Origin of the sequence: Arthrobacter phoenicis, assembly GCF_047238215.1 — a bacterium.
GTDB lineage: Bacteria > Actinomycetota > Actinomycetes > Actinomycetales > Micrococcaceae > Arthrobacter.
The window spans coordinates 1,931,417-1,953,208 of the sequence record NZ_JBDFMK010000001.1; the positions used below are offsets into that span (position 1 = coordinate 1,931,417).

Sequence of the window (21,792 nt, forward strand, 5' to 3'; positions counted from 1 at the left end):
TGAATTCTAATGTTTATCGGTTAGGAGAAGTCACTTTATCTAATGGAATCCGGCTTGCATACTGAATCAATCATGTGACCCCCACCACGGGCGCCCGCCGCCGGCTGGGGCGGGGCCCACCCGACGCAGGAGACCGGAATGAGCACCAGCGACCTGACCAGATCGATCATGCGGCGCAAGCCGATCGACGACATCGAGGAAGAAAGCAAGCACAGCGGCCTGTTCAAGAGCCTGGGCCTCTGGCAACTGACGGCCATCGGCGTCGGCGGCATCATCGGCGTCGGCATCTTCTCCCTGGCCGGCCTTGTGGCGCACGGCAGCGAGAGCGAGCCCGGGGTGGGGCCGGCGGTGCTGTTCTCCTTCCTGATCGCGGGCCTGGCCTCCGCGGCGGCCGCCCTGTCCTATGCCGAATTCGCCGGCATGATTCCGCGCGCGGGGTCCGCCTACACCTATGGCTACGTGGCGCTCGGCGAGGTCATCGGCTGGTTCATTGGCTGGGACCTGTTGCTGGAATACATCGCGATCGTGGCCGTGGTGGCGATCGGCATCTCCGGCTACTTCGACGCCTTCCTCTCCGGCATCGGGATCCACATGCCGGTCTGGATGACCTCCACCGTGGACGAGGGCAAGGGCGGCGTGGTGAACATTCCCGCCATCCTGGTCTGCCTGCTGGTGACCTGGATCCTGTCCCGCGGCACCCGGGCGTTCGGACGGTTCGAGCTGATCGCCGTCGCCATCAAGGTGGTCCTGATCCTGTTCATCATCGGACTGGGCATCTTCTACATCAACACCAATAACTACAACCCGTTCATGCCCAGCGGCTTCGGCCCCGTACTGGCCGGGTCCGCCACCGTGTTCTTCGCGGTCTTCGGCTACGACGCAATGAGTACAGCGGCTGAGGAAGCCACCGACGGCAAGAAGCACATGCCCAAGGCGATCGTGCTGTCCCTGATCGTCGCCATGCTGCTCTACGTCGCCGCCACCCTGGTCCTCACCGGCATGCAGAACTACAAGGACATCGATCCGAAGGCCGGCTTCGCCTCCGCCTTCAACGGTGTGGGCCTGCCGGTGATTGCCACCATCATCTCCGTCTTCGCCGTGCTCTCGATCCTGACCGTGATGCTCACGTTCCTCCTCGGCGTCACCCGCGTGTGGTTCTCCATGAGCCGCGACGGCCTGCTCCCGGGCTGGTTCGCCAAGACGGACCGGCACGGCACCCCGCAGCGGGTCACGTGGATCGCCGGCGTCGCCTCCGCCCTGCTGGCCGGGGTGTTCCCGATCAAGGCCGTGGCGGACCTGACCAACATCGGCATCCTGGCCGCGTTCGTCGTCGTCTGCCTCTCGGTGATCATCTTCCGCTACAAGCGCCCGGACGCCCCGCGCACCTTCCGCCTGCCGTTAATGCCCGTGGTGCCGCTCTTCGGCATGCTGGCGTCGGCGTTCCTGATGGCCCAGCTGCACTGGGAGACCTGGCTGCGCTTCGGCGTGTGGCTGGTGGTGGGCCTGTGCATCTACTTCGGCTACGGCCGGAAGCACTCGGTAATGAACCCGGCGAGCCCGCGGCACCAGGAGGCAGTGGAGCAGCACCGGCACGTCGGCTAACCTAGGCTCCCGCACTCTTGGCGAACCCTCCCGCAGCTTCTGCGGGAGGGTTTCGTCATTCTCGGCCCCACGTGAGAAGCCGTCGGAGGGGGGAAGGCCGGAGGTGAGGGAGGGCCTTGGAAAACTGCTGCTTTTCTAACCAGTACTGCTCAGAAAACGTCGCTTTATCTTACGTGATACGGATCGCATACTGATGGGAAGAAACGTCCACATCTTGAGAAAGTCCGAGTGCCACCATGACCCACACCTCTACGGAAACTGGCGCCGTCACCGCCGCCGCGGCCACGACCGTTGCCGAAGCGGCGGCCCTGGCCGATGACTGCATCGCGCTGGTGCGCCGCTGGCTCACCGCCGCCTCCGAGGTTCCCGTCGACACGTCCGCCCAGCAGCTCGCCGGCGTGCTGAAGGACCCGAACGGCCTCGGCTTCACGGTCGGGTTCGTCGACGGCGTCGTCCGACCCGAGGACCTCCACGTCGCCGCCCGCAACCTCGCCGCCCTGGCCCCCAAGGTCCCCGCCTTCCTGCCCTGGTACATGCGCGCCGCCGTCCGCCTCGGCGGAACCATGGCGCCGGCCCTGCCGCAGGTGGTCATCCCGGTGGCCCGCCGCGTACTCCGCGAGATGGTCGGCCACCTGATCGTGGACGCCACCGACGCCAAGCTGGGCCCCGCCATCGCCAAGATCCGCAAGGACGGCATCAAGCTCAACGTCAACCTCCTCGGCGAGGCCGTCCTCGGCGAGCACGAGGCCTCCCGCCGGCTCAAGGGCACGCACGCGCTGCTGGCCCGCCCCGACGTCGACTACGTCTCGATCAAGGTCTCCTCCACGGTCGCCCCGCACTCCGCCTGGGCCTTCGACGAGGCCGTCGAGCACGTCGTCGAGAAGCTCACCCCGCTCTTCACCCGCGCCGCGTCCTTCGCTGCCAACGGCGGCAAGGCCAAGTTCATCAACCTGGACATGGAGGAGTACAAGGACCTGGACATGACCATCGCGGTCTTCACCCGGATCCTGGACAAGCCCGAGTTCAAGAACCTCGAGGCCGGCATCGTGCTCCAGGCCTACCTGCCGGACGCCCTCTCCGCCATGATCCGCCTCCAGGACTGGGCCGCCGAACGCCGCGCCAACGGCGGCGCCCCGATCAAGGTCCGCGTGGTCAAGGGCGCCAACCTGCCGATGGAACAGGTCGAGGCCTCCCTGCACGACTGGCCGCTGGCTACCTGGAACACCAAGCAGGACTCGGACACCAACTACAAGCGCGTCATCAACTACTCCCTGCACCCGGACCGCATCCGCAACGTCCGGATCGGCGTCGCCGGACACAACCTCTTCGACATCGCCTTCGCCTGGCTGCTGGCCAAGAAGCGCGGCCTCGCGGACGCCGGGCACCAGGGCATCGAATTCGAGATGCTGCTCGGCATGGCGCAGGGCCAGGCTGAAGCCGTCAAAAAGGACGTCGGCTCGCTCCTGCTCTACACCCCGGTGGTCCACCCGGCCGAGTTCGACGTCGCGATCGCCTACCTGATCCGCCGGCTCGAGGAAGGCGCCAGCCAGGACAACTTCATGTCCGCCGTGTTCGAACTCTCCGAGAACGAGCAGCTCTTCGAACGGGAGAAGCAGCGCTTCCTGGCCTCCCTGGCCGCTCTCGACGAGGAGGTCCCGGCCCCGAACCGCCGCCAGAACCGCGCCCTGCCGGCCGAACCGATGCCGCGCGAGGGCTTCCGGAACACCCCCGACACGGACCCGTCGCTGCCCGCCAACCGCGACTGGGGCCGCGCCATCCTGGACCGCGTGCCGGGCTCCACCCTGGGCAACGCCGCCGTCGAGGCAGCCACCATCACCGACGAGGACACCCTCAACGCCGTCATCGACACCGCCGTCGCCAAGGGCAAGGTCTGGGGCGCGCTCTCCGGCGCCGAGCGGGCCGAGATCCTGCACCGCGCCGGCGACGCGCTGGAAGCCCGCCGGGCCGAACTGCTCGAGGTCATGGCCAGCGAGACCGGCAAGACCATCGACCAGGGCGACCCCGAAGTCAGCGAAGCCGTCGACTTCGCCCACTACTACGCCGAATCGGCGCGGAAGCTCGACGACGTCGACGGCGCCACCTTCGTCCCCGCGAAGCTCACCGTCGTGACGCCGCCGTGGAACTTCCCGGTTGCTATCCCCGCCGGCTCCACGCTCGCCGCCCTCGCCGCCGGCTCCGCCGTCGTGATCAAGCCCGCCAAGCAGGCCGCCCGCAGCGGTGCCGTCATGGTCGAGGCGCTCTGGGAGGCCGGCGTCCCCCGCGATGTGCTGACCATGGTGCAGCTGGGCGAACGGGAACTCGGAACGCAGCTGATCTCCCACCCGGCCGTGGACCGCGTGATCCTCACCGGCGGCTACGAGACAGCCGAACTCTTCCGCTCGTTCCGCAAGGACCTGCCGCTGCTGGCCGAAACCAGCGGCAAGAACGCCATCATCGTCACCCCCAGTGCCGACCTGGACCTGGCCGCCAAGGACGTGGCCTACTCCGCGTTCGGCCACGCCGGCCAGAAGTGCTCGGCCGCGTCCCTGGTGATCCTGGTGGGCTCCGTCGCGACCTCCAAGCGCTTCCACAACCAGCTGATCGACGCCGTCACCTCCCTCAAGGTCGGTTACCCGGAGGACCCCGCCAGCCAGATGGGCCCGATCATCGAACCCGCCGGCGGCAAGCTCCTGAACGCCCTGACCACCCTCGGCGAGGGTGAGACCTGGGCCGTGGAACCGCGGCAGCTCGACGACTCCGGGAAGCTCTGGAGCCCCGGTGTCCGCTCCGGCGTGCGGCGCGGGTCCTACTTCCACCTCACCGAGTTCTTCGGGCCGGTGCTCGGCGTGATGACCGCCGCCACCCTGGAGGAGGCCATCGCCATCCAGAACCAGATCGAGTACGGCCTGACCGCCGGGCTGCACTCGCTGAACTCGGACGAACTGGCCCTGTGGCTGGACACCATCGAGGCGGGCAACCTATACGTCAACCGCGGCATCACCGGCGCGATCGTGCAGCGCCAGCCCTTCGGCGGCTGGAAGAAGTCGGCCGTCGGCGCCGGCACCAAGGCCGGCGGCCCCAACTACCTCGCCGGGCTGGGCGGCTGGACCAGCACGGAAGCCACCGCGGCCCCTCGCCCGCTGAGCCCCGAGGTGGCGCGGATCGAGGACGCCGCCAAGGGCTTCCTCGCCGCCGCCGACGTCGCCCCGCTGCAGCGCGCCCTCGCCTCGGACGCGCAGGCCTGGTCCGACGAGTTCGGCACCGCCAAGGACGTGTCCGGGCTGAGCGCGGAGCGCAACGTCTTCCGCTACCGGGCCCTGCCGGTCCTGGTCCGGCTCTCCGCGGGCAGCACGCTCGCCGAGCTGGTCCGCGTGGTGGCCGCCGGCGTCCGCGCCGGGTCCACCGTCACGGTGTCCAGCGCCGTGGCGCTGCCCGCCCAGCTGCAGGCCGTGCTCGCAGGGCTCGGTATCACGGCGACGGTGGAGGACGACGCCGCGTGGCTGGCCTCGGCAGGGCGCCTCGCCGCCGCGCCGAAGCTCGCCGTCCCGCGGATCCGCCTGATCGGCGGTGACCCCGTGGCCCTCGCCGAGGCCACCGGCGGACGTCCGGACCTGGCCGTCTACACCCACCCCGTGACCGAGGCCGGCCGCGTGGAACTGCTGCCGTTCCTGCACGAGCAGGCGGTCAGCATCACCGCGCACCGCTTCGGCACCGCGAACCACCTCTCCGACGGGCTGATCTAGGACGATCCGGCGCCTCCCGGACGGCCCGCGCGGACCCGGGCGGGCCGGACGGCCCGTCCGGGGGGCGTAACACAGGGGCGGCGCGGGGACCTTTCGGTTCCCGCGCCGCCCCTTTGTGTTTTAGTCCGGGCTTAGCCGAGGTACCAGCCGGGCGGTGCCCAGGACGCGGGAACGGCATGGGCGGAGAAGTCCTCGCAGCCGGAGCAGAAGTAGGTCACCTCGCCGAGCTGGCTGACGGATCCGTCGCGGTGGTGCCGAGGCGGAACGAACGACTCCAGGTAGACGAACTCGTCGGTCCCGCAGCGTTCACAGAAAGGAATGCCCACATAGTCGCCGTCGGCGCGTGCGGGTGCTGGGTGCGGATCGAGCCGGCCGAGGGCGGGGTGGGCGATTCCCTCCAGCCGTGCCGCGGCCGCAGCGGCCGGGCGGGCAGGGGTGCGGGGGCCGAGCCGTCGCGGGGCCGGCCGCATCGAGGCGTGGGGAGTATTCATGGCTGGCGTCATTGCTGGCCTATCCCGAACGCTGGGTGCCACGGAGGGCCGGGAGTACCGGCAGCGACGGCAGGAAGCGTCCGTAGTCTGTGCTCTCTTGACTGAGCGGGGTGGCTGGCCTCTGCTTGACCTGCAAGTAGTGTCAGGATAGGGCAAGTATCCGGCGGGTTCAATGGTTGCGTATCCCCGCCCGGGCGTCGCCCGCGTCGGGCAGGTAGTGCGTCCCGGAGGGGCAGGTAAAGCCGGGTATTCCTACGCCGGTCGGTGCAGCGCGCGGCCCGTGATGGTCTGGGTGAGAGCCTCGATGACCTCCGTGTTGGCCAGCGGATTCCGGATCAACGTGAAGTCGACGTCGCCCACCGGCGGCAGGTCGAAGCGCCTGGTGATGATCTTCAAGTCGTCCGGAACCAGCGACGACGGCATCACGGCGACGCCGATACCTGCCCGCACCGCCGCCAGCACCCCGCTGATCTGCCGCGTGGTGCAGGTGATCCGCCAGGTGCGGCCGGAGGCCTCCAGGGCGTCGATCGCCAGCTTCCGGCTGAGGCTGGGAGCGGGGTAGGCGATCAGCGGGACGGGATGCCCGGGCGCCAGGGCCGTCTGCTCCAGGCCCACCCACGCGAAGGAATCCTGCTGCACCACCGTGCCGTCCTTGGCCCCGGCCACCCACTTCACGAAGACCAGGTCCAGCTGCCCGGCGTTGAGCCGTTTGTACAGCTGGTCGCTCTGGCCGACCGTCAGTTCCAGGTTGATCTGCGGGTAGACCTGCCGGAACTCCCGCAGGATCCGGGGCAGTCCCGTGATGGCCAGGTCGTCCGCGGTACCGAACCGCAGCCGGCCGCGCATCGCTGAGCCGGAGAAGTAGCGGGCCGCCGAGTCATGGGCGGAGAGGATGCTGCGGGCGAACCCGGCCATGGCGTCGCCGTTGTCCGTCAGGCGCACATCCCTGGTGTCCCGTGCGATCAGGGTCCGGCCGGCGGCGGCCTCCAGCTTCCGGACATGCTGGCTAATGGTGGGCTGGGCGAGCCCCAGCCGCTCCGCCGCGCGGGTGAAGCTCAGCGTTTCGGCGACGGCCAGAAAGGATCGGAGCTGGGCGGGCTCAAACACGGGCGCGTTTCCCGGACCCGCGGGTGGCCACCGGGGTACATTGCATTTCGTGATGGGAGTTATGCATCCAATAACCTTCCATAATCGATTGCGGCCAGCCTAGCGTTAAACCGACTCCCGCAGGCCCACTCTCACGAGGACTTTTCCGTGGCACCCCCACCGCCGTTCCAGGCCGCCGACCCAGACCCGACCCCGACCCGCCGGCCCGCGCCGGACCCGCTACCGCCGTCGCCGCCCGCCGCCGACGCGCTGGCCCTGACGCCGTCGTCGCCCGTGACCGAGCCGCTCGCCGTCGTGAGCGAACGGCTGCCCTGGCGGCACACCTTCGTCTCGCTCACCGTCCGTAACTACCGGATCTTCGCGGCCGGGCATTTCATCGCGGTGATCGCCCTGTGGATGCAGCGGATCGCCCAGGACTGGCTGGTGCTGCAGCTTTCGGGCTCCGTCACGGCCGTCGGGGTGACCGTGGCCCTGCAGTTCCTGCCCTCGCTCTTCCTCGGTCCGTGGGCGGGCATGATGGCGGACCGCTTTGCCAAGCGCCGGATCCTGATGCTCTGCCAGTCGATGGCGGCCGTTCTTGCCGCGGCGCTCGCTGTCCTGGCGCTGACGGGCCGGATCGAGGTCTGGCATGTCTACGCGATCGCCCTGGCGCTGGGCCTGGTCACCGTGCTGGACCAGCCCGCACGCCAGGTGTTCGTCAACGAACTGGTGGGGCCGGTGTACCTCCGGAACGCCATCAGCCTGAACTCCACCATCTTCCAGCTCGGCGGCCTGATCGGGCCTGCCGTCGCCGGGATTTTGCTAGGCGCGGTGGGGGCGGGCTGGGCCTTCGCGGGCAACGCCGTGGCGTGCTGTTCCACCGTGACCATGCTGCTGGTGCTGCGCAAGGATGAGCTGCACACCACGCCGCCCGCCGCCAAGCGCAAGGGCATGCTCAAGGAGGGCCTCCGCTACGCCCTCGCCAAGCCCACCATCTACTGGCCCTGGCTGATGGCCGGGTTCGTGTCCGTCTTCGCCATGAGCCTGCCGGTGCTGCTGGCCGCCTTCGCGGACCACGTGTACGACGTCGGCGCCGGCGGGTACGGGCTGCTCAACGCCCTGGTGGCGCTCGGCGCACTGGCCGGGGCCATCACCTCGGCCCGACGGCGCGAGTTGCGGCTGCGCTCGGTCATGCTCGGGGCCGGCATGTACGGGCTGATGCTCTGCCTCGGTGCGGCCGCGCCCTCGATGGTCTGGTTCGGCGCGGCGATGGTGCTGGCCGGGTTCTGGTGCCTGATGTTCCTCACCGCCGCCAACCAGCTGGTGCAGGTCAGCGCGAACATGGGGATCCGCGGACGGGTGATGAGCCTGTACATCATGGTGCTGATCGGCGGGCAGGCGATCGGCGGCCCGCTGATGGGGTGGCTGGCCGAGCACGCGGACCCGCACACCGCGATCCTCATCTCCGGCGGGGTCCCGGCGCTGGCCGCAGCTTCGGTTGCGGTGCTGCTGGCCCGGCGGGGGCAGCTGACGCTCAAAGTGGACCTGCGGCACCGGCGCCGGCTGCTCCGGATCGTGGCTGCATAGGTTTCCGCGCCGTTTCCGGACAGCCGCTCCGCGGATCGGCGTAGCGGCTGTCCGGAACCGGCGCAGAATCCAGGAACCGGCGCGGAACCGTTAGCCGGCCACCGGCAGGTGCGGGTAGTCCGGCTGCCGGTGCTGGAACGCCAGGACATCCGGATTCAACACCACGCCGTCGCGTATTTCGATGGCACGGCGGATGGTCTCCTCACCTGCCCACCCCTCCGGGCCGGACAGGACCGGGGCAAGGAACGGAAGCAGCGCCTCGCTTATCTCCCAGCTCGCGGAGTTCCAGAGGTAGGACGGGCTGTGGTCCACGGCGTAGTAGTCGATGCTGCTTCCGACCGTGAACATCGGCTCGGTAAACGTGGTGGTCCGCGCCCAGCTGAAGCCCATGCCCTCGTCGCAGGACACGTCGATGATCAGGCTGCCGGGCCGGAACGCGGCCAGGTCCTCAGTGCGCAGGTACGTCAGCGGTGCGGTCGGATCCTGCAGGGTGCAGTTGACCACAATGTCGCTTTCCGCCAGGAACGGGGCCAGCGGTACCCGGCCCCGTTCGGTGATGACCTCGCTCAGGAAGGGCGCCTCCGTGTCGTGGTCGAACTGGGCGATCCGCACGGAGTGGATGGGGGAACCAACCGCGGCGACTCCCCGGTTGGTCAGCACCTGAACGTCATGGATGCCATGGGCATTCAGGGCCGTCACGGCGCCGCGTGCGGTGGCGCCGAAGCCAATGACGACGGCGCTGAGCCGCCGGCCGTAGTCCCCGGTGGATCCGGTCAGGGACAGCGCGTGCAGCACCGAGCAGTAGCCAGCCAGTTCGTTGTTCTTGTGGAACACGTGAAGGCCGAACCCGCCGTCACTGGCCCAATGGTTCATGGCCTCGAAGGCAATCAGTGTGAGCTTCTTGTCGATCGCCAACTGGGTGATCGCCGGGTCCTGGACGCAGTGCGGCCAACCCCAGAGGACCTGTCCATCCCGGAGCTCGGCCAGATCCTCGGGCTGGGGCTTCGGCAACAGAACGACGTCGGCCGCGGCCAGTACTTCCGGGCGCTGGGCGACCCGTCCCACCAGCTCCGCCAACCTGTCATCCGTCATGCCGAACCGGCTGCCGTATCCGGTTTCGACGATCATGTGCTCGCGGAGTTCCGGGGCGATGCGCTCAAAGTGGCCGGGGTGGACGGGCAGGCGGCGTTCGTCCTGCTTGCGCGTACTTGCAAGGATCCCGAGGGTGAGTCGTTCCGGTGACCCTGTCACTTCTTTTTGGCGACCGGGGCCTTGGCGGCGGGGCCCTTGTCCAAGGAGCTGGGCGGCGCGGCGGCGGCTCTCTTATCGGCGCGCTTTTCCTTGATGGATTTAGTGGATTTCTTGGATGCTGCTTGACGGGGGGATTTGTCAGCCATGTTCGCTCCTGTTGCGGAACCGAAAAGGTTCCAGACTTCGAACGATACAGGTAGCCGCCTAATAGGCCGCGTCGCTTCGTGACGGGAGGGGGCGGAGGAGGGGGATTTGGAGCGGCTGACGGGAATCGAACCCGCGTATCAAGCTTGGGAAGCTAGCGCTCTACCATTGAGCTACAGCCGCGCAGGGACCGGCCAATAACCCACGGCAGTGTCCTGCGGAACAACGAGATTCACCTTACCCCAGGCGCAGGAGTTCCCCGAACATCAACGCCCGGTACCGGCTGGATAACTCTTCGGTAAAGACGGTCCGGTGACGGTGCGGGAGCCCCGGCCGCTGGATACCGTGGTGGGGTTAGCTGCGGTCTGAGGGGAAACGGGCTACGAGCACCATTAGTCCGACCGTAGGGGAACTTCCGTGGCGTATGCAGAGCACGACGTCGTCATCCAGTACGACGCCATGGGCATCTACGCGTTCCTCCTGGACCCCCGGAACCTGCCGTACTGGCGCGAGGGGATTGAGAGCGTCGCGCTGGTCTCCGGCGCGGTGGGTGCCCCGGGTTCGGTGTACCGGCCGCGGCTTGCCCCCGGCGGTTTTCCCCCGGCGGGCGGGGACTTCGAACTGACGGCCACCCGGCCCGGCGCGGAGATCCAGTTCCAGGTCATTTCCGGGCGCGCACGGGTGCACTGCGGGTATTACCTGAGCACCCATGGCGGCAGTACCCACGTCCGCTTCGCCCTGCGCTACCGGCCCGGCGTGGCCTCGTTCCTGCTCTCGGCCGGGATGCGTCGTGCCATGCAGGCCCAGGTGGTGCAGCTCGAGCAGCTGAAGATGCTGCTGGAAGCGGAGCAGGCCGCGGCCTGAGCGCAGCCGTCGGATCCTCTGTGACGGGGCCGCCGGCACGGACGCGGGGGAGCGGGGAACCTGCGGTACTTTTGATCCTGTGCTGATCTCTGACCGCGACATTCGTACCGAAATCGACTCCCAGCGGATTGTGCTGGAACCGTTCGACCCCGCCATGGTCCAGCCCTCATCGGTGGACGTGCGGATCGACCGCTTCTTCCGCCTCTTCGACAACCACAAGTACGCGCACATTGACCCCGCCGTGGACCAGCCGGAGCTGACCCGCCTGGTGGAGGTCGACGCGGACGAACCGTTCATCCTGCACCCCGGCGAGTTCGTCCTGGGCTCCACCTATGAGACGGTCACCCTGCCCGACGACATCGCCGCCAGGCTGGAGGGCAAGTCCTCCCTCGGCCGGCTGGGGCTGCTGACGCACTCGACGGCGGGCTTCATCGACCCGGGCTTCTCCGGCCACGTCACGCTGGAACTGTCCAACATGGCAACCCTGCCGATCAAGCTCTGGCCCGGCATGAAGATCGGCCAGCTGTGCTTCTTCCGGCTCAGCTCCGCCGCCGAGCACCCCTACGGCTCCGGCGAGTACGGCAACCGGTACCAGGGCCAGCGCGGCCCCACCGCCAGCCGCAGCCACCTGAACTTCCACCGCACCGAGATCTCTTCCTAGCCGGAGGGCGGTGCGCTGAGGCGCTGAGCGCGGGCGGTTAGTTAACCGCCCGTGTCCGCTGCACCGCGCGGCGCGCCGGACGCCGGACCGCCCGGACCGCGGGCTCGATGAACTTGGCCGCGAGCGGACCCGTGACGGCCATGATCAGCACATAGGCGGTGGCCAGCGCCGCGAGCTCCCGCGGCACCACGCCTGAGGCCACCGCCAGGCCCGCGATCACGATGGAGAATTCGCCGCGGGCAATCAGGGCCGCCCCGGCACGGAACCGTCCCGGAATCGCGATGCCGGCCCGCTTCGCCGCCCAGATGCCGGTCAGCATCTTGGTGGCAGCGGTGAGGACCGCCAGGGCCAGCGCCCAGCCCAGCACCGGCGGGATGGACGTGGGGTCAGTGTTCAGGCCGAAGACCACAAAGAAGATCGCGGCGAACAGGTCCCGCAGCGGCTCCAGGATGCGGGTGGCGCTGTGGGCCGTGGCGCCGGAAATCGCGATGCCGAGCATGAACGCACCTACCGCCGCCGAGACCTGCATGGCCGCGGCCAAACCCGCCACCAGCAGCGCCGCGCCGAGGAGGTTGAGCAGGAAAACTTCCGAGTTCTCGCTGTGCACGGCCCGGGAGACGTGGTGCCCGTGCCGCAGCGCCACCACCAGCACCAGGGTGACGACGGCGAGCGAGATCCCCACGGTCTGCAGCCCCACCAGGAGGCTCACCCCGGCCAGGGTGGCCGTTAGGACGGGCAGGTACACGGCCATGGCCAGGTCCTCGAAGACCAGGATGGAGAGGATCACCGGCGTCTCGCGGTTACCGATCCGGCCCAGGTCCGTGATTACTTTCGCGGCGATGCCGGAGGAGGAAATGTAGGTGACGCCGCCCATCACCATGGCCCCCACGACGCCCCACCCCAGCATCAGCGCCAGGCCCGCGCCGGGGAGGAAGTTCAGGACCAGGTCCAGCACACCGGCCTGCCAGGAGCGGCGCAGCCCAGTGACCAGCTCGGCCGCCGTATATTCCAGGCCGAGCATGAGCAGGAGAAGGATGACGCCGATCTCGCTGGAGAGGTGCGCGAACTCGTGCATGCCCTCGAGCTTGACCAGCCCGCCCGCGCCGAAGAACAGCCCGCCGACCAGGTACAGCGGGATGGGGGACATGCCGATCCGCCCGGCCAGCCTCGCCAGCAGGCCGAGGCAGAACACGACGGCCCCCAGTTCGATCAGGGTCACGGCGAGGGCATCCACGGCTTATCCGTTGCGCAGGATGGAGGCCGCGGTGTCCAGGCCCTCCTGGGTGCCGACGGCCACCAGCAGGTCACCGGGGTGGAGCACGACGTCGGGGCCGGGGGAGGGGAGCACCTCGCCCTCGCGCATGATCGCCACGATCGAGGCGCCGCTGCGGGTCCGGATGCAGGCCTTGCCCATCGGCTGGTTCTGGAACGGCGAGTCGGCCGCGATGGAGAACTGCCGGGTGACGATCCCGGGAACCTCGCGGTGGGCCTCGGAGAGTTGCATGGCCAGCCGCTGGCCGCCGAGCAGGTTGCCCAGGGCGGCGGCCTCATCGGCGGTGAGGGGAATCGAGGCCTGGCAGGTGTCCGGATCGTCCCATGTGGAGACGATGAGCTCGGTCTGCCCCTCGCGGTATTCGACGACGCCGATCCGGCGCCCCGAGGCGGTCATGAAATCCTTGCGCCGGCCCAGTCCGGGAAGTTCGGTCTCATCCACGTTCATGCCACCAGCCTAGTGGCCGCGCCCGGTTTTGGGGCCGGGTTCAAGGCCGCAGCCGGGCGGCCGCCTAGCGGGAGGGAACGACGGCGATGTCCGTCTTGCCCGGGGCCTTGACCGGCAGCACCACCAGCAGGCCGGCCAGCAGCACCACCATGATCCCGACGATGCCCCAGCGCTGCGCCTGGCCGGGGGCCACCAGGGGCGTGGCGATGGTGATGCAGAGGGTGAACAGGGCCGGGGCGAGGAAGCTCACGGCGCGGCCGGTGGTGGCGTAGAGCCCGAACAGCTCGCCGGTCTCCCCGCTCGGGGCAAGCCTGGCCAGGTAGGCACGGGAGGAGGACTGGGCGGGGCCGACGAACAGGCAGAGGAACAGGCCGAAGACCCAGAAGGTCATGCTCCCGGACCAGGATATGCCGAAGAAGGAATATGTCCCGTTGCCCAGGATCAGCAGAACGGTGCCGGCCAGGAGCAGGCCCGCCAGAGAGCCGATGATGACCGCCTTGGGGCCGGCCCGGTCGTCGAGGAGTCCGCCCACGAGCGCGCCGACGGCGGCGACGACGTTGCCGAAGATGGCGAAAAAGATGACCTGCTTGAGGTCGAAGCCGAAGGTGCCGGCGGCGATCACCCCGCCGAAGGTGAACACGGCGGCGAGGCCGTCGCGGAAGATGGCGCTGGCCAGCAGGAAGTAGATGGTGTGCGGGCTGGTCCGGTAGATGGCCTTGATCCGGCGTGCCAGCAGTCCATAGGAGGCGAAGAACCCCAGTTTGTCCTGCCGGGCGGTGGGCACCTCGGGCACGGCGACCATGACCGGGATGGCGAAGACGAGCAGCCAGAGCGCCGAGAAGACGGCGACCAGCCGGATGTTCAGGCTGTCCTCGGTGGAGGCACCGAACCACTCGATGCTCGGCTGGACGAACAGCTGCAGGACGATCAGCAGCGCCACGATGCCGCCGAGGTAGCCCGAGGCCCAGCCGAAGCCACTGATTTTGCCGATATTGGCCGGCGTCGAAATCTGGGCGAGCATGGCGTTGTAATTGACGCCGGCGAACTCGAAGAAGATGTTGCCGAGGGCGATCAGGGTGACCCCCAGCAGCAGGAATTCCGGCCGGGGGAAGACGAAGAAGCAGAGCCCGGTAAGCAGTGCGACCGCGGCGGTGTTCACCCCCAGCCAGAGCTTCCGGCGGCCGCCGGCGTCGGACCGCTGCCCGGTCACCGGTGCGAGCACCGCGATGGCGGCGCCGGCGATGGCCAGGGCGGTGCCGAGCACCGCGGAGGCCTCGTCCTCGCCGCCGAAGGCCTTGGAAGTCAGGTACACGGTGAAGACGAACGTCGTCATGACGGCGTTGAATGCGGCAGAGCCCCAGTCCCAGGCGGCCCAGGCCAGGATGCGTCCCCTCCCGGCGGGCTGGCGTCCGGAACCAAGTTCGGACGCCGGTGCGGCCTCGGGAGCGGTGGCGGAATTCATAGCCCTGATGTTAGCCGTCCCCGCGGCTCGGATCGGGATGAAACGGGCAGAAAAGAATTTGTACACGCTTGGTAAACTGTTCGGACTGAACCTAACCACATGCGCCGCCTGCTCCAACTTTTTGATAACCGAATTCCTGACGTTGCGGAGATACCAGTGATCACAGTCCTAGCCGTGCACTTCGCTGTGGCTCTTGTGGCGCCGTTTCTCTTCCGCCGGGTGGGCAGGAATGCGTTCTATGCGCTGGCGGCGGTCCCCGCGGGTTCGTTCCTGTGGCTGATCCTGCAGCACGACGCCGTGTATGCGGCCCCGGACGCCCCCGCCCTGCTGGTCCCCTGGATTCCCGACCTTGGCCTGGAGCTGGCCTTCCGGATGGATGCCCTGGCCTGGGTGATGTCCCTGCTGATCCTGGGCGTCGGCACGCTGGTTCTGGTTTATTGCGCCCGGTACTTCAAGAACAAGGACAGCAATCTAGGCGGCTTCGGGGCGCAGCTGCTGGCCTTCGCCGGGGCGATGTTCGGGCTGGTCACCGCGGACGACCTGCTCCTGATGTTCATCTTCTGGGAGCTCACCACCGTCCTGTCCTACCTGCTGATCGGCTACGCCCGGACCCGGCTGGCGGCCCGGCGCTCCGCATTGCAGGCCCTGATCGTCACCACCGCCGGCGGCCTGGCCATGCTGGTGGGCCTGATCATGCTCGGTTCCTTCGCCGGCACGTACCGGATCTCGGCCCTGCTGCAGCAGGCGCCGGAACTGGTGTCGGGCCCCGCCGCGCCCGCGGTGGCTACCGCCGTCGTGCTGGTGCTGGTGGGGGCCATCACCAAGTCCGCGCTGGTGCCCTTCCACTTCTGGCTGCCGGGCGCCATGGCCGCCCCCACCCCGGTCAGCGCGTACCTGCACGCCGCGGCGATGGTGAAGGCCGGCATCTACCTCGTGGCACGGCTGGCGCCCGGGTTCGCCGGGACGGACACCTGGCTGCCGGTGGTGCTGGGCCTGGGCCTGGCCACCATGCTGGTGGGCGGCTACCGGGCGCTGCGCCAGACGGACATCAAACTCATCCTCGCCTACGGCACCGTCAGCCAGCTCGGCTTCCTGAGCATGGTGGTGGGCCTCGGCCAGCCCGACGCCGCCCTGGCCGGGATCGCCCTGCTGCTGGCCCACGGGCTCTTCAAGGCCACCCTGTTCCTGGTGGTCGGCATCATCGACCACCAGGCCGGCACCCGCGACATCCGGAAGCTCTCCGGGGTGTTCCGCTCCTCCCGCGCGCTCGGCGTCGTGGCCATCATCGGCGCCGCCTCGATGGCCGGGGTGCCGCCGCTGGCCGGGTTCGTGGCCAAGGAGTCTGTCGTCGAGGCCTTCGTGCACCACGCCGGGACCGGGCCCTGGGGCGTGGTGGTCCTGGTCGGCGTCGTCGTCGGGTCGATCCTGACCTTCGCCTACAGCGCGCGCTTCCTCTGGGGCGCGTTCGCGGTCAAGGACGGTGTCCCGGTGACCCGGTTCAAGGCCATCAAGCCCGCCTTCCTGGCCGCGCCCGCCCTGCTGGCCGTCCTCACCGTGGCATACGGGCTGTGGCCCGCGCCGGTGGACGGCTGGATCCAGCCCTACGCCGCCCTGTTCGCCGGCGAGGGCGCCCCGGACGCCGGGCACCTCGCCCTCTGGCACGGCATCACGCCGGCCCTGGGCCTGACCGCCGTGACCTTCGCCTTCGGACTGGCGATGTACTACGGACGCGGCGCCGTCGCCCGGGCCCAGGAGCTGGTCCCGGGCTGGATCAACGGCGACCGCGCCTACCAGCAGACCATCGGCGCGCTCGACGACGCCGCCGTGTGGGTCACCGGCCGCACCCAGCGCGGTTCGCTCTACTTCTATCTGGCCGTCATCCTCAGCGTGGCCTTCCTGCTCCCGCTGACCGCCATCCTGCTCGCGGGCAAGCCGCTCCCGGCGGACCTCTACGTCATCGATCCCGGGTCCCCGCTGCAGCTGGTGGCCGGCGCCGGCATCGTGGTCGGCGCCCTCGCCGCGGTCCGCGCCAACAAGCGGTTCCTGGCCGTGCTGATGGTCTCCGTCACCGGCTACGGCATCGCCCTGATGTTCGCGCTGCAGGGCGCCCCGGACCTCGCGCTGACCCAGATGCTTGTGGAGACCATCATTCTGGTGGCGTTCGTGCTGGCCATGCGCAGCCTCCCGGCCGAACTCCGGGACCGCACCGGCGGCCGGTACCGCGTGGTCCGGATCATCATCGGCGCAGGCTTCGGCCTAACCATGATCTTCGTGGCGATCTACGCCCTCGGCGCCCGGGTCGCCACACCCGTCTCGCTCGACTTCCCGCGGCTGGCCTACGACGGCGGCGGCGGGCTCAACGTCGTCAACGTCACCCTGGTGGACATCCGGGCCTGGGACACCTTCGGCGAGATCTCCGTCCTGGCCCTCGCCGCCACCGGCGTCGCCAGCCTCATCTTTGTCCGCGGCCGCGGAGACCGGATCCGGTCCTCCGGGTCGGCCGACGAGGGCACGGTGGGCCGCCTGGCCGCCCCCGCGCACAGCCGCGACGGTGCCGCGCTGGCCCTGAGCCGCCGGTTCGCGGCGTCCACCAAGGACGCCTGGCTGGTGGCCGGCCGGACCCTCGCCCCCGAGCGGCGTTCCATCATCTTCGAGGTGGTGACCCGCCTGGTGTTCCACTCGATGATCGTCTTCTCCATCTACCTGCTGCTGGCCGGGCACAACCTGCCCGGCGGCGGCTTCGCCGGCGGCCTGATGGCCGGGCTGGCGCTGACCATCCGCTACCTCGCCGGCGGCCGGTTCGAGCTGCGCGAGGCGGCGCCGCTGAGCGCCGGCGCGCTGCTGGGCATCGGCCTGGCCACGGCGGCCGTGTCCGGGGTGGCGCCGCTGCTCCTGGGCGGCGAGGTCTTCCAGAGCGCCATTGTCCAGCTGTGGCTGCCGGTCTTCGGTGACATCAAGTTCGTCACCTCCACCATCTTCGACATCGGCGTCTACATCGTCGTCGTCGGCCTGGCCCTGGACGTGCTCCGCAGCCTCGGCGCCGAAATCGACGAACACTTCGAAGAGCAGTCGGACGCGGCCGCCGGAACCACCCCCGGGGGGAATGCATGAGCGTCAACCTGACCCTGCTGACCGTGATGGGGGTGCTGTACGCCTGCGGCATCTACCTGCTCCTGGAACGCAGCATCACCCGGGTGCTGCTGGGCCTGATGCTGCTGGCGAACGCCACCAACCTGCTCATCCTCACCACCGGCGGCTACGCCGGCCTGGCCCCGCTGTTCGCCAAGGACACCGATCCCGGCGCCTACAGCGACCCGCTGCCGCAGGCGCTGATCCTCACCTCGATCGTGATCTCCTTCGCCGTCACCGCGTTCATGCTCGGCATCATCTACCGCACCTGGGTGCTGGCCCGGCAGGACGAGATCCAGGACGACGCCGAGGACCTCCGCGTCGCCGAGACCCCCAGCTTCGACGCCGAGGACGACGCCGTCATCCCCGAGGAAACCTCCGAATTTCCGCTGCCCGCCGTCGAACAGGACGACGGCGGGACGATCCTCGCCGGCGCCCGGCAGATGCCGGCCAGCGACGCCGCCGCCGAGGAACGGCCCGGCTCCCGCACCATTGCACCGAACCAGGAAGGAGGGTCCGAGTGAACATCGCCAGCTTTGCCCCGCTCGCCGTCGTCCTCCCCATCCTGGGCGCCGCCCTGACCTTCTTGTTGATCCGGCACTCCCGGGCGCAGCGGACCGTCAGCATCGCGCTGCTCTCCCTGACCCTGCTGCTCGAGTGCTGGCTGCTGGCCTCCGTCTGGGAGGGCGGTACGGCGGCGGTGAGCATCGGCGGCTGGCTGCCGCCGTGGGGGATCGTGCTGGTGGTGGACCAGTTCTCCTCGCTGATGCTGGTGGTCTCCTCCGCCATCAGCCTGGCCGTGCTGGTCTACGCAACCGGGCAGGGCATGGCCGACGGCGACAGCGACGCCCCGGTCTCGATCTTCCACCCCACCTACCTGATCCTGGTGGCCGGGGTGTCCAACGCCTTCCTCTCCGGTGACCTGTTCAACCTCTACGTGGGCTTTGAGATCCTGCTGACGGCCAGCTACGTGCTGATGACCCTCGGCGGCACCGGCCCGCGGATCCGCGCCGGTGTGACCTATGTGGTGGTCTCCGTCGTGTCCTCGGTGCTGTTCCTGATTGCCATCGCGATGATCTACGGCGCCACGGGCACCATCAACATGGCGGACCTGGCCATGAAGCTGGGGGACCTGGACCAGGGCACCCGGAACCTGCTGCACGTGCTGCTGCTCGTGGCTTTCGGGATCAAGGCCGCCGTCTTCCCGCTCTCCTTCTGGCTGCCGGACTCCTACCCGACCGCCCCCGCTCCGGTCACGGCGGTGTTCGCAGGCCTGCTCACCAAGGTGGGCGTCTACGCGATCGTCCGCACCGAGACGCTGCTCTTCCCCGGTGACACCTTCAATCAACCGCTGATGGTGGTGGCGCTGCTGACCATGGTGGTGGGGATCCTGGGCGCGCTCGCGCAAAGCGACATCAAACGTCTGCTCTCCTTCACCCTGGTCAGCCACATCGGGTACATGGTCTTCGGGCTGGCGATGTCCTCGGTGGCCGGCCTGGGCGCCGCGGTGTTTTACGTGGCGCACCACATCACCATCCAGACCAGCCTCTTCCTGGTCACCGGGTTGATTGAACGCCGGGCCGGCAGCTCCTCCGTGGACCGGGTGGCCGGCCTGGCCAAGCTCTCGCCGCTGCTGGCCGTGCTGTTCTTCATCCCGGCCATGAACCTCGCCGGGATCCCGCCGCTCTCCGGTTTCCTGGGCAAGTTGGGCCTGCTGCAGGCCGGCGTCCTGCTCGGCACCCCGCTGGCGTACGCGCTGGTGGCCGGCGGCGTCCTGACCAGCCTCCTGACCCTGCTGGCCATCGCCCGCGTCTGGAACCGTGCTTTCTGGCGCAAGCCCGAGGACGCCGAGCATCCGGACCCGGTGCTGCTCGCCGCCCCGGGCGGGGATTCCCAGGGAACCGGTGGTGCCGGGGCGTCCTCCGCACGACACACGGTGAGCCTGCTGCCGCGCACCATGGTCGGTTCCACCCTGGCGCTGGTCATCCTCGGCGTGGCCCTGACCGTGTTCGCCGGGCCGCTGTTCCGCCTCTCCGGTCAGTCCGCGGCCGAGATGCTGGACCGGTCCTCCTACATCCACGCGGTCCTCGGTGACGAGGTCACGGTTCCGGCCCCGCCGCAGCCCGTGGCCCAGGGAGGCGGCAAATGACCCGCAAACGGATCTCGCTGCGCCAGGAACTGCCGCTGCTGGTCTGGCTGGTGATTGTCTGGGGCGCCCTCTGGCAGGACTTCAGCGCCGGCAACCTGCTCTTCGGGGCGCTGATCGCGGTGCTCGTGGCCAGGCTGTTCTACCTGCCGCCGGTGGAACTGGGCGGCCGGTTCAACGTGCTGCGCGCCATTCCCTTCGGCGTGGTGTTCCTGGCCAAGGTGGTCGCGGCGAGCTTCCAGGTCCTCTACCTCGCCGTGGTCCGCGGGCCCCGGGTGATCAGTGCCGTCGTCGCCGTCCCGCTCCGCAGCCATTCGGACCTCCTGGTCACCGCCACCGGGCACGTCATCTCGCTGATCCCGGGATCCCTGGTAGTGGAGGTGGACCGGACCACGTCCACGCTCTACATCCACGGCATCAACGTCCGCGACGCCGACGACGCCGCCAAGCTCCGCAAGGACGTTCGGGACACCGAGGCCGGCCTGATCCGGATCATGGGCACCCCGGAGGAAGTTTCCGCCCTCAAACAGGAGGCAGCCGCATGATGCCGATCGTCCTGGCCGTGACCGCCGTCATCCTGTCCCTCGCGGCAGGCGGCGCCATCATCCGGATCGCCCGCGGGCCGTCCCTGCTGGACCGGGTCCTCGCCGCCGACGTGCTGCTGGCCATCCTGGGCGCGGCGCTGTGCATCGACATGGCCGTCAACCGGCACCTGAACAACCTGATGCTGCTGGTGGCGATCTCGATCATCGGCTTCGTCGGCTCGGTGACCGTGGCCCGCTTCGTGGCCGACCGGAGGAGGCATCCCCATGAATCATGAGACCTTTTCCGCAGACCCGGTGATCGACGCCGTGTCCGGAGTGTTCATGGTGGTGGGCGCGCTGATGTCCCTCGGCGCGGCGATCGGCCTGCTCCGCTTCCCGGACCTGATGAGCCGGATGCACGCCGCCACCAAGCCGCAGGTCCTGGGCCTGTTCCTGTTGCTGTGCGCCGTGGGCCTGCAGATGCGCACCTGGTGGGTGTGGCCGGTGCTGGTGGTCGCGTGGATCTTCCAGCTGCTGACCGTTCCGGTCTCCGCGCACATGGTGGGCCGTGCCGGCTATCGCACCAAGCATCTCCACCCGGAGCTGCTGAGCGCGGACGAGCTGGAAGCGGTGGTGCAGCAGGCCGCCGGGGAACGCGGCTTCAACGACGACGGGGAGCCCCGCCGGGACTGATGCCCGGGGGACTCCCCGTCGGAGTCTGGTGGTGCGGTGCGCCTAGACGATGTCCTGGGTCTTGGCGAAGCGGGTGATGGCCCGCTGCGTGCCGCGGTTGGCGAGGACCTGGATGACGGCGCTCACCGAGGCCGAGATCAGCGCGAAGGTCAGGGCCTGGCGCAGCGTGGTGGGGACGTCGTCGTCGTGGCCCTTCGGCGGCTTGTTGCCGGTGGTCTTCTCCCAGACGGTGTCCACGAGCTTGGTGCCGACGAGACCGGCGACCAGGCTGATGCCGGTGCCGAGCAGTTTGATGACAATGTTCATTTCGTGCTCCTTGCGGGTGGAAACAGGACTGCCCCTAGCCTACTGGCACACCGGTCCGGGGCGGACGCCCCTGTCCGCCGCGCGCCGCCCGGCCTACCGTCGGGCATGGACAGAGACCGGAGCGCACCCTGGGCGCCGTTCGTGGCGGTCGGCATCGTGCTGATCGGGCTCGGCCGGAAGGGGAGGCGGGCCCCGGCGGCGCGGGTGTAAACTGGCCCAGCCCACACGGGCGACATTCACAACGACAGGGGAGCGCCGCCGTCGGACCCTTCCGGAGGAATCCGGGAACCGTAGGTGGGCGCTGAGAGTGCGGACAGCCGCAGACCCTCGAACCTGATCCGGTTAGTACCGGCGCAAGGGAGTCGAGTTCTCAGGGTGTCCGG

At 69.1% G+C, this 21,792-nt stretch carries 19 protein-coding genes, 1 tRNA gene and 1 riboswitch; of the genes, 11 read left to right on the forward strand and 9 right to left on the reverse strand.

The features are described 5' to 3' along the window. Nucleotides 1–138 precede the first annotated feature (138 nt). Both ABC337_RS08995 and ABC337_RS09000 read left to right on the forward strand, forming a co-directional pair. Entirely contained in the window at nt 139–1,602 is a 1,464-nt protein-coding gene (locus ABC337_RS08995) for an amino acid permease (RefSeq protein ID WP_412884264.1), read from the forward strand. Nucleotides 1,603–1,838: 236 nt separating this feature from the next. Next, the gene (locus ABC337_RS09000) at nt 1,839–5,345 is read left to right on the forward strand and encodes a bifunctional proline dehydrogenase/L-glutamate gamma-semialdehyde dehydrogenase (RefSeq protein ID WP_412884263.1); all 3,507 of its coding nucleotides are present in this window, start codon (nt 1,839–1,841) and stop codon (nt 5,343–5,345) included. A gap of 131 nt (nt 5,346–5,476) precedes the next feature. Here ABC337_RS09000 and ABC337_RS09005 read toward each other — a convergent pair whose 3' ends face one another. Both ABC337_RS09005 and ABC337_RS09010 read right to left on the reverse strand, forming a co-directional pair. Continuing rightward, complete coding sequence (locus ABC337_RS09005; RefSeq protein ID WP_412884262.1) at nt 5,477–5,836, reverse strand: hypothetical protein; 360 nt, start codon at nt 5,834–5,836, stop codon at nt 5,477–5,479. A 252-nt stretch (nt 5,837–6,088) separates the two neighbouring features. After that, nucleotides 6,089–6,943, reverse strand: a complete 855-nt coding sequence (locus tag ABC337_RS09010) for a LysR substrate-binding domain-containing protein (protein WP_364134548.1) — start codon at nt 6,941–6,943, stop codon at nt 6,089–6,091. A gap of 249 nt (nt 6,944–7,192) precedes the next feature. Between ABC337_RS09010 and ABC337_RS09015 the strand changes: the two genes are divergently transcribed. Beyond that, nucleotides 7,193–8,509 (forward strand): MFS transporter, encoded by a 1,317-nt coding sequence (locus ABC337_RS09015; RefSeq protein WP_412884959.1) that lies wholly within the window; start codon nt 7,193–7,195, stop codon nt 8,507–8,509. A 90-nt stretch (nt 8,510–8,599) separates the two neighbouring features. On the opposite strand, the gene ABC337_RS09020 is transcribed toward ABC337_RS09015, so the two are convergent. From ABC337_RS09020 to ABC337_RS09030, 3 genes are all read right to left on the reverse strand, one after another. Beyond that, a complete protein-coding gene (locus ABC337_RS09020; RefSeq protein ID WP_412884261.1) occupies nt 8,600–9,760 on the reverse strand; it encodes a N(5)-(carboxyethyl)ornithine synthase in 1,161 nt (386 codons plus the stop codon). Beyond that, nucleotides 9,757–9,906, reverse strand: a complete 150-nt coding sequence (locus ABC337_RS09025) for a hypothetical protein (protein ID WP_412884260.1) — start codon at nt 9,904–9,906, stop codon at nt 9,757–9,759. Before ABC337_RS09025 ends, ABC337_RS09020 begins: the two co-directional genes overlap by 4 nt. Before the next feature lie 107 nt (nt 9,907–10,013). Continuing rightward, nucleotides 10,014–10,087: transfer RNA gene (locus ABC337_RS09030), tRNA-Gly, on the reverse strand. A gap of 234 nt (nt 10,088–10,321) precedes the next feature. Here ABC337_RS09030 and ABC337_RS09035 point away from each other — a divergent pair. After that, nucleotides 10,322–10,768 carry an SRPBCC family protein gene (locus ABC337_RS09035; RefSeq protein ID WP_412884259.1) on the forward strand — a complete coding sequence of 149 codons (447 nt, stop codon included), beginning with the start codon at nt 10,322–10,324 and terminating at the stop codon, nt 10,766–10,768. A 79-nt stretch (nt 10,769–10,847) separates the two neighbouring features. Next, complete coding sequence (gene dcd / locus ABC337_RS09040) at nt 10,848–11,429, forward strand: dCTP deaminase (RefSeq protein ID WP_412884258.1); 582 nt, start codon at nt 10,848–10,850, stop codon at nt 11,427–11,429. Nucleotides 11,430–11,466: 37 nt separating this feature from the next. On the opposite strand, the gene ABC337_RS09045 is transcribed toward dcd, so the two are convergent. The 3 genes from ABC337_RS09045 to ABC337_RS09055 form a co-directional block, all read right to left on the reverse strand. Next, the gene (locus tag ABC337_RS09045) at nt 11,467–12,663 is read right to left on the reverse strand and encodes a cation:proton antiporter (RefSeq protein ID WP_412884257.1); all 1,197 of its coding nucleotides are present in this window, start codon (nt 12,661–12,663) and stop codon (nt 11,467–11,469) included. Nucleotides 12,664–12,666: 3 nt separating this feature from the next. Next, nucleotides 12,667–13,149 carry a cation:proton antiporter regulatory subunit gene (locus ABC337_RS09050; protein WP_290256427.1) on the reverse strand — a complete coding sequence of 161 codons (483 nt, stop codon included), beginning with the start codon at nt 13,147–13,149 and terminating at the stop codon, nt 12,667–12,669. 64 nt (nt 13,150–13,213) lie between these two features. Further along, on the reverse strand, nt 13,214–14,611 hold the full coding sequence (locus tag ABC337_RS09055) for an MFS transporter (protein ID WP_412884256.1): 1,398 nt from the start codon (nt 14,609–14,611) through the stop codon (nt 13,214–13,216). Nucleotides 14,612–14,767: 156 nt separating this feature from the next. Between ABC337_RS09055 and ABC337_RS09060 the strand changes: the two genes are divergently transcribed. From ABC337_RS09060 to mnhG, 6 genes are read left to right on the forward strand one after another with little or no spacing between them, the layout of a single operon-like run. After that, nucleotides 14,768–17,722: a Na+/H+ antiporter subunit A gene (locus ABC337_RS09060; RefSeq protein WP_412893223.1), complete on the forward strand. Its 2,955-nt coding sequence runs from the start codon at nt 14,768–14,770 to the stop codon at nt 17,720–17,722. Continuing rightward, nucleotides 17,719–18,264: a Na(+)/H(+) antiporter subunit C gene (locus ABC337_RS09065; RefSeq protein WP_412884254.1), complete on the forward strand. Its 546-nt coding sequence runs from the start codon at nt 17,719–17,721 to the stop codon at nt 18,262–18,264. Before ABC337_RS09060 ends, ABC337_RS09065 begins: the two co-directional genes overlap by 4 nt. Then, on the forward strand, nt 18,261–19,889 hold the full coding sequence (locus ABC337_RS09070) for a Na+/H+ antiporter subunit D (RefSeq protein ID WP_412884253.1): 1,629 nt from the start codon (nt 18,261–18,263) through the stop codon (nt 19,887–19,889). Before ABC337_RS09065 ends, ABC337_RS09070 begins: the two co-directional genes overlap by 4 nt. Beyond that, on the forward strand, nt 19,886–20,431 hold the full coding sequence (locus tag ABC337_RS09075; RefSeq protein ID WP_412884252.1) for a Na+/H+ antiporter subunit E: 546 nt from the start codon (nt 19,886–19,888) through the stop codon (nt 20,429–20,431). The genes ABC337_RS09070 and ABC337_RS09075 overlap by 4 nt, the downstream gene beginning before the upstream one ends. After that, nucleotides 20,428–20,706 (forward strand): MrpF/PhaF family protein, encoded by a 279-nt coding sequence (locus ABC337_RS09080; RefSeq protein ID WP_412884251.1) that lies wholly within the window; start codon nt 20,428–20,430, stop codon nt 20,704–20,706. Before ABC337_RS09075 ends, ABC337_RS09080 begins: the two co-directional genes overlap by 4 nt. Next, nucleotides 20,696–21,103, forward strand: coding sequence for a monovalent cation/H(+) antiporter subunit G (mnhG, locus tag ABC337_RS09085; RefSeq protein ID WP_412884250.1), 408 nt, complete (start codon nt 20,696–20,698; stop codon nt 21,101–21,103). Before ABC337_RS09080 ends, mnhG begins: the two co-directional genes overlap by 11 nt. Nucleotides 21,104–21,145: 42 nt before the next feature. On the opposite strand, the gene ABC337_RS09090 is transcribed toward mnhG, so the two are convergent. Beyond that, entirely contained in the window at nt 21,146–21,409 is a 264-nt protein-coding gene (locus ABC337_RS09090) for a DUF4235 domain-containing protein (RefSeq protein ID WP_290256419.1), read from the reverse strand. Nucleotides 21,410–21,645: 236 nt separating this feature from the next. Then, a riboswitch (TPP riboswitch) is annotated at nt 21,646–21,787 on the forward strand. The last annotated feature ends 5 nt before the right edge of the window (nt 21,788–21,792 follow it).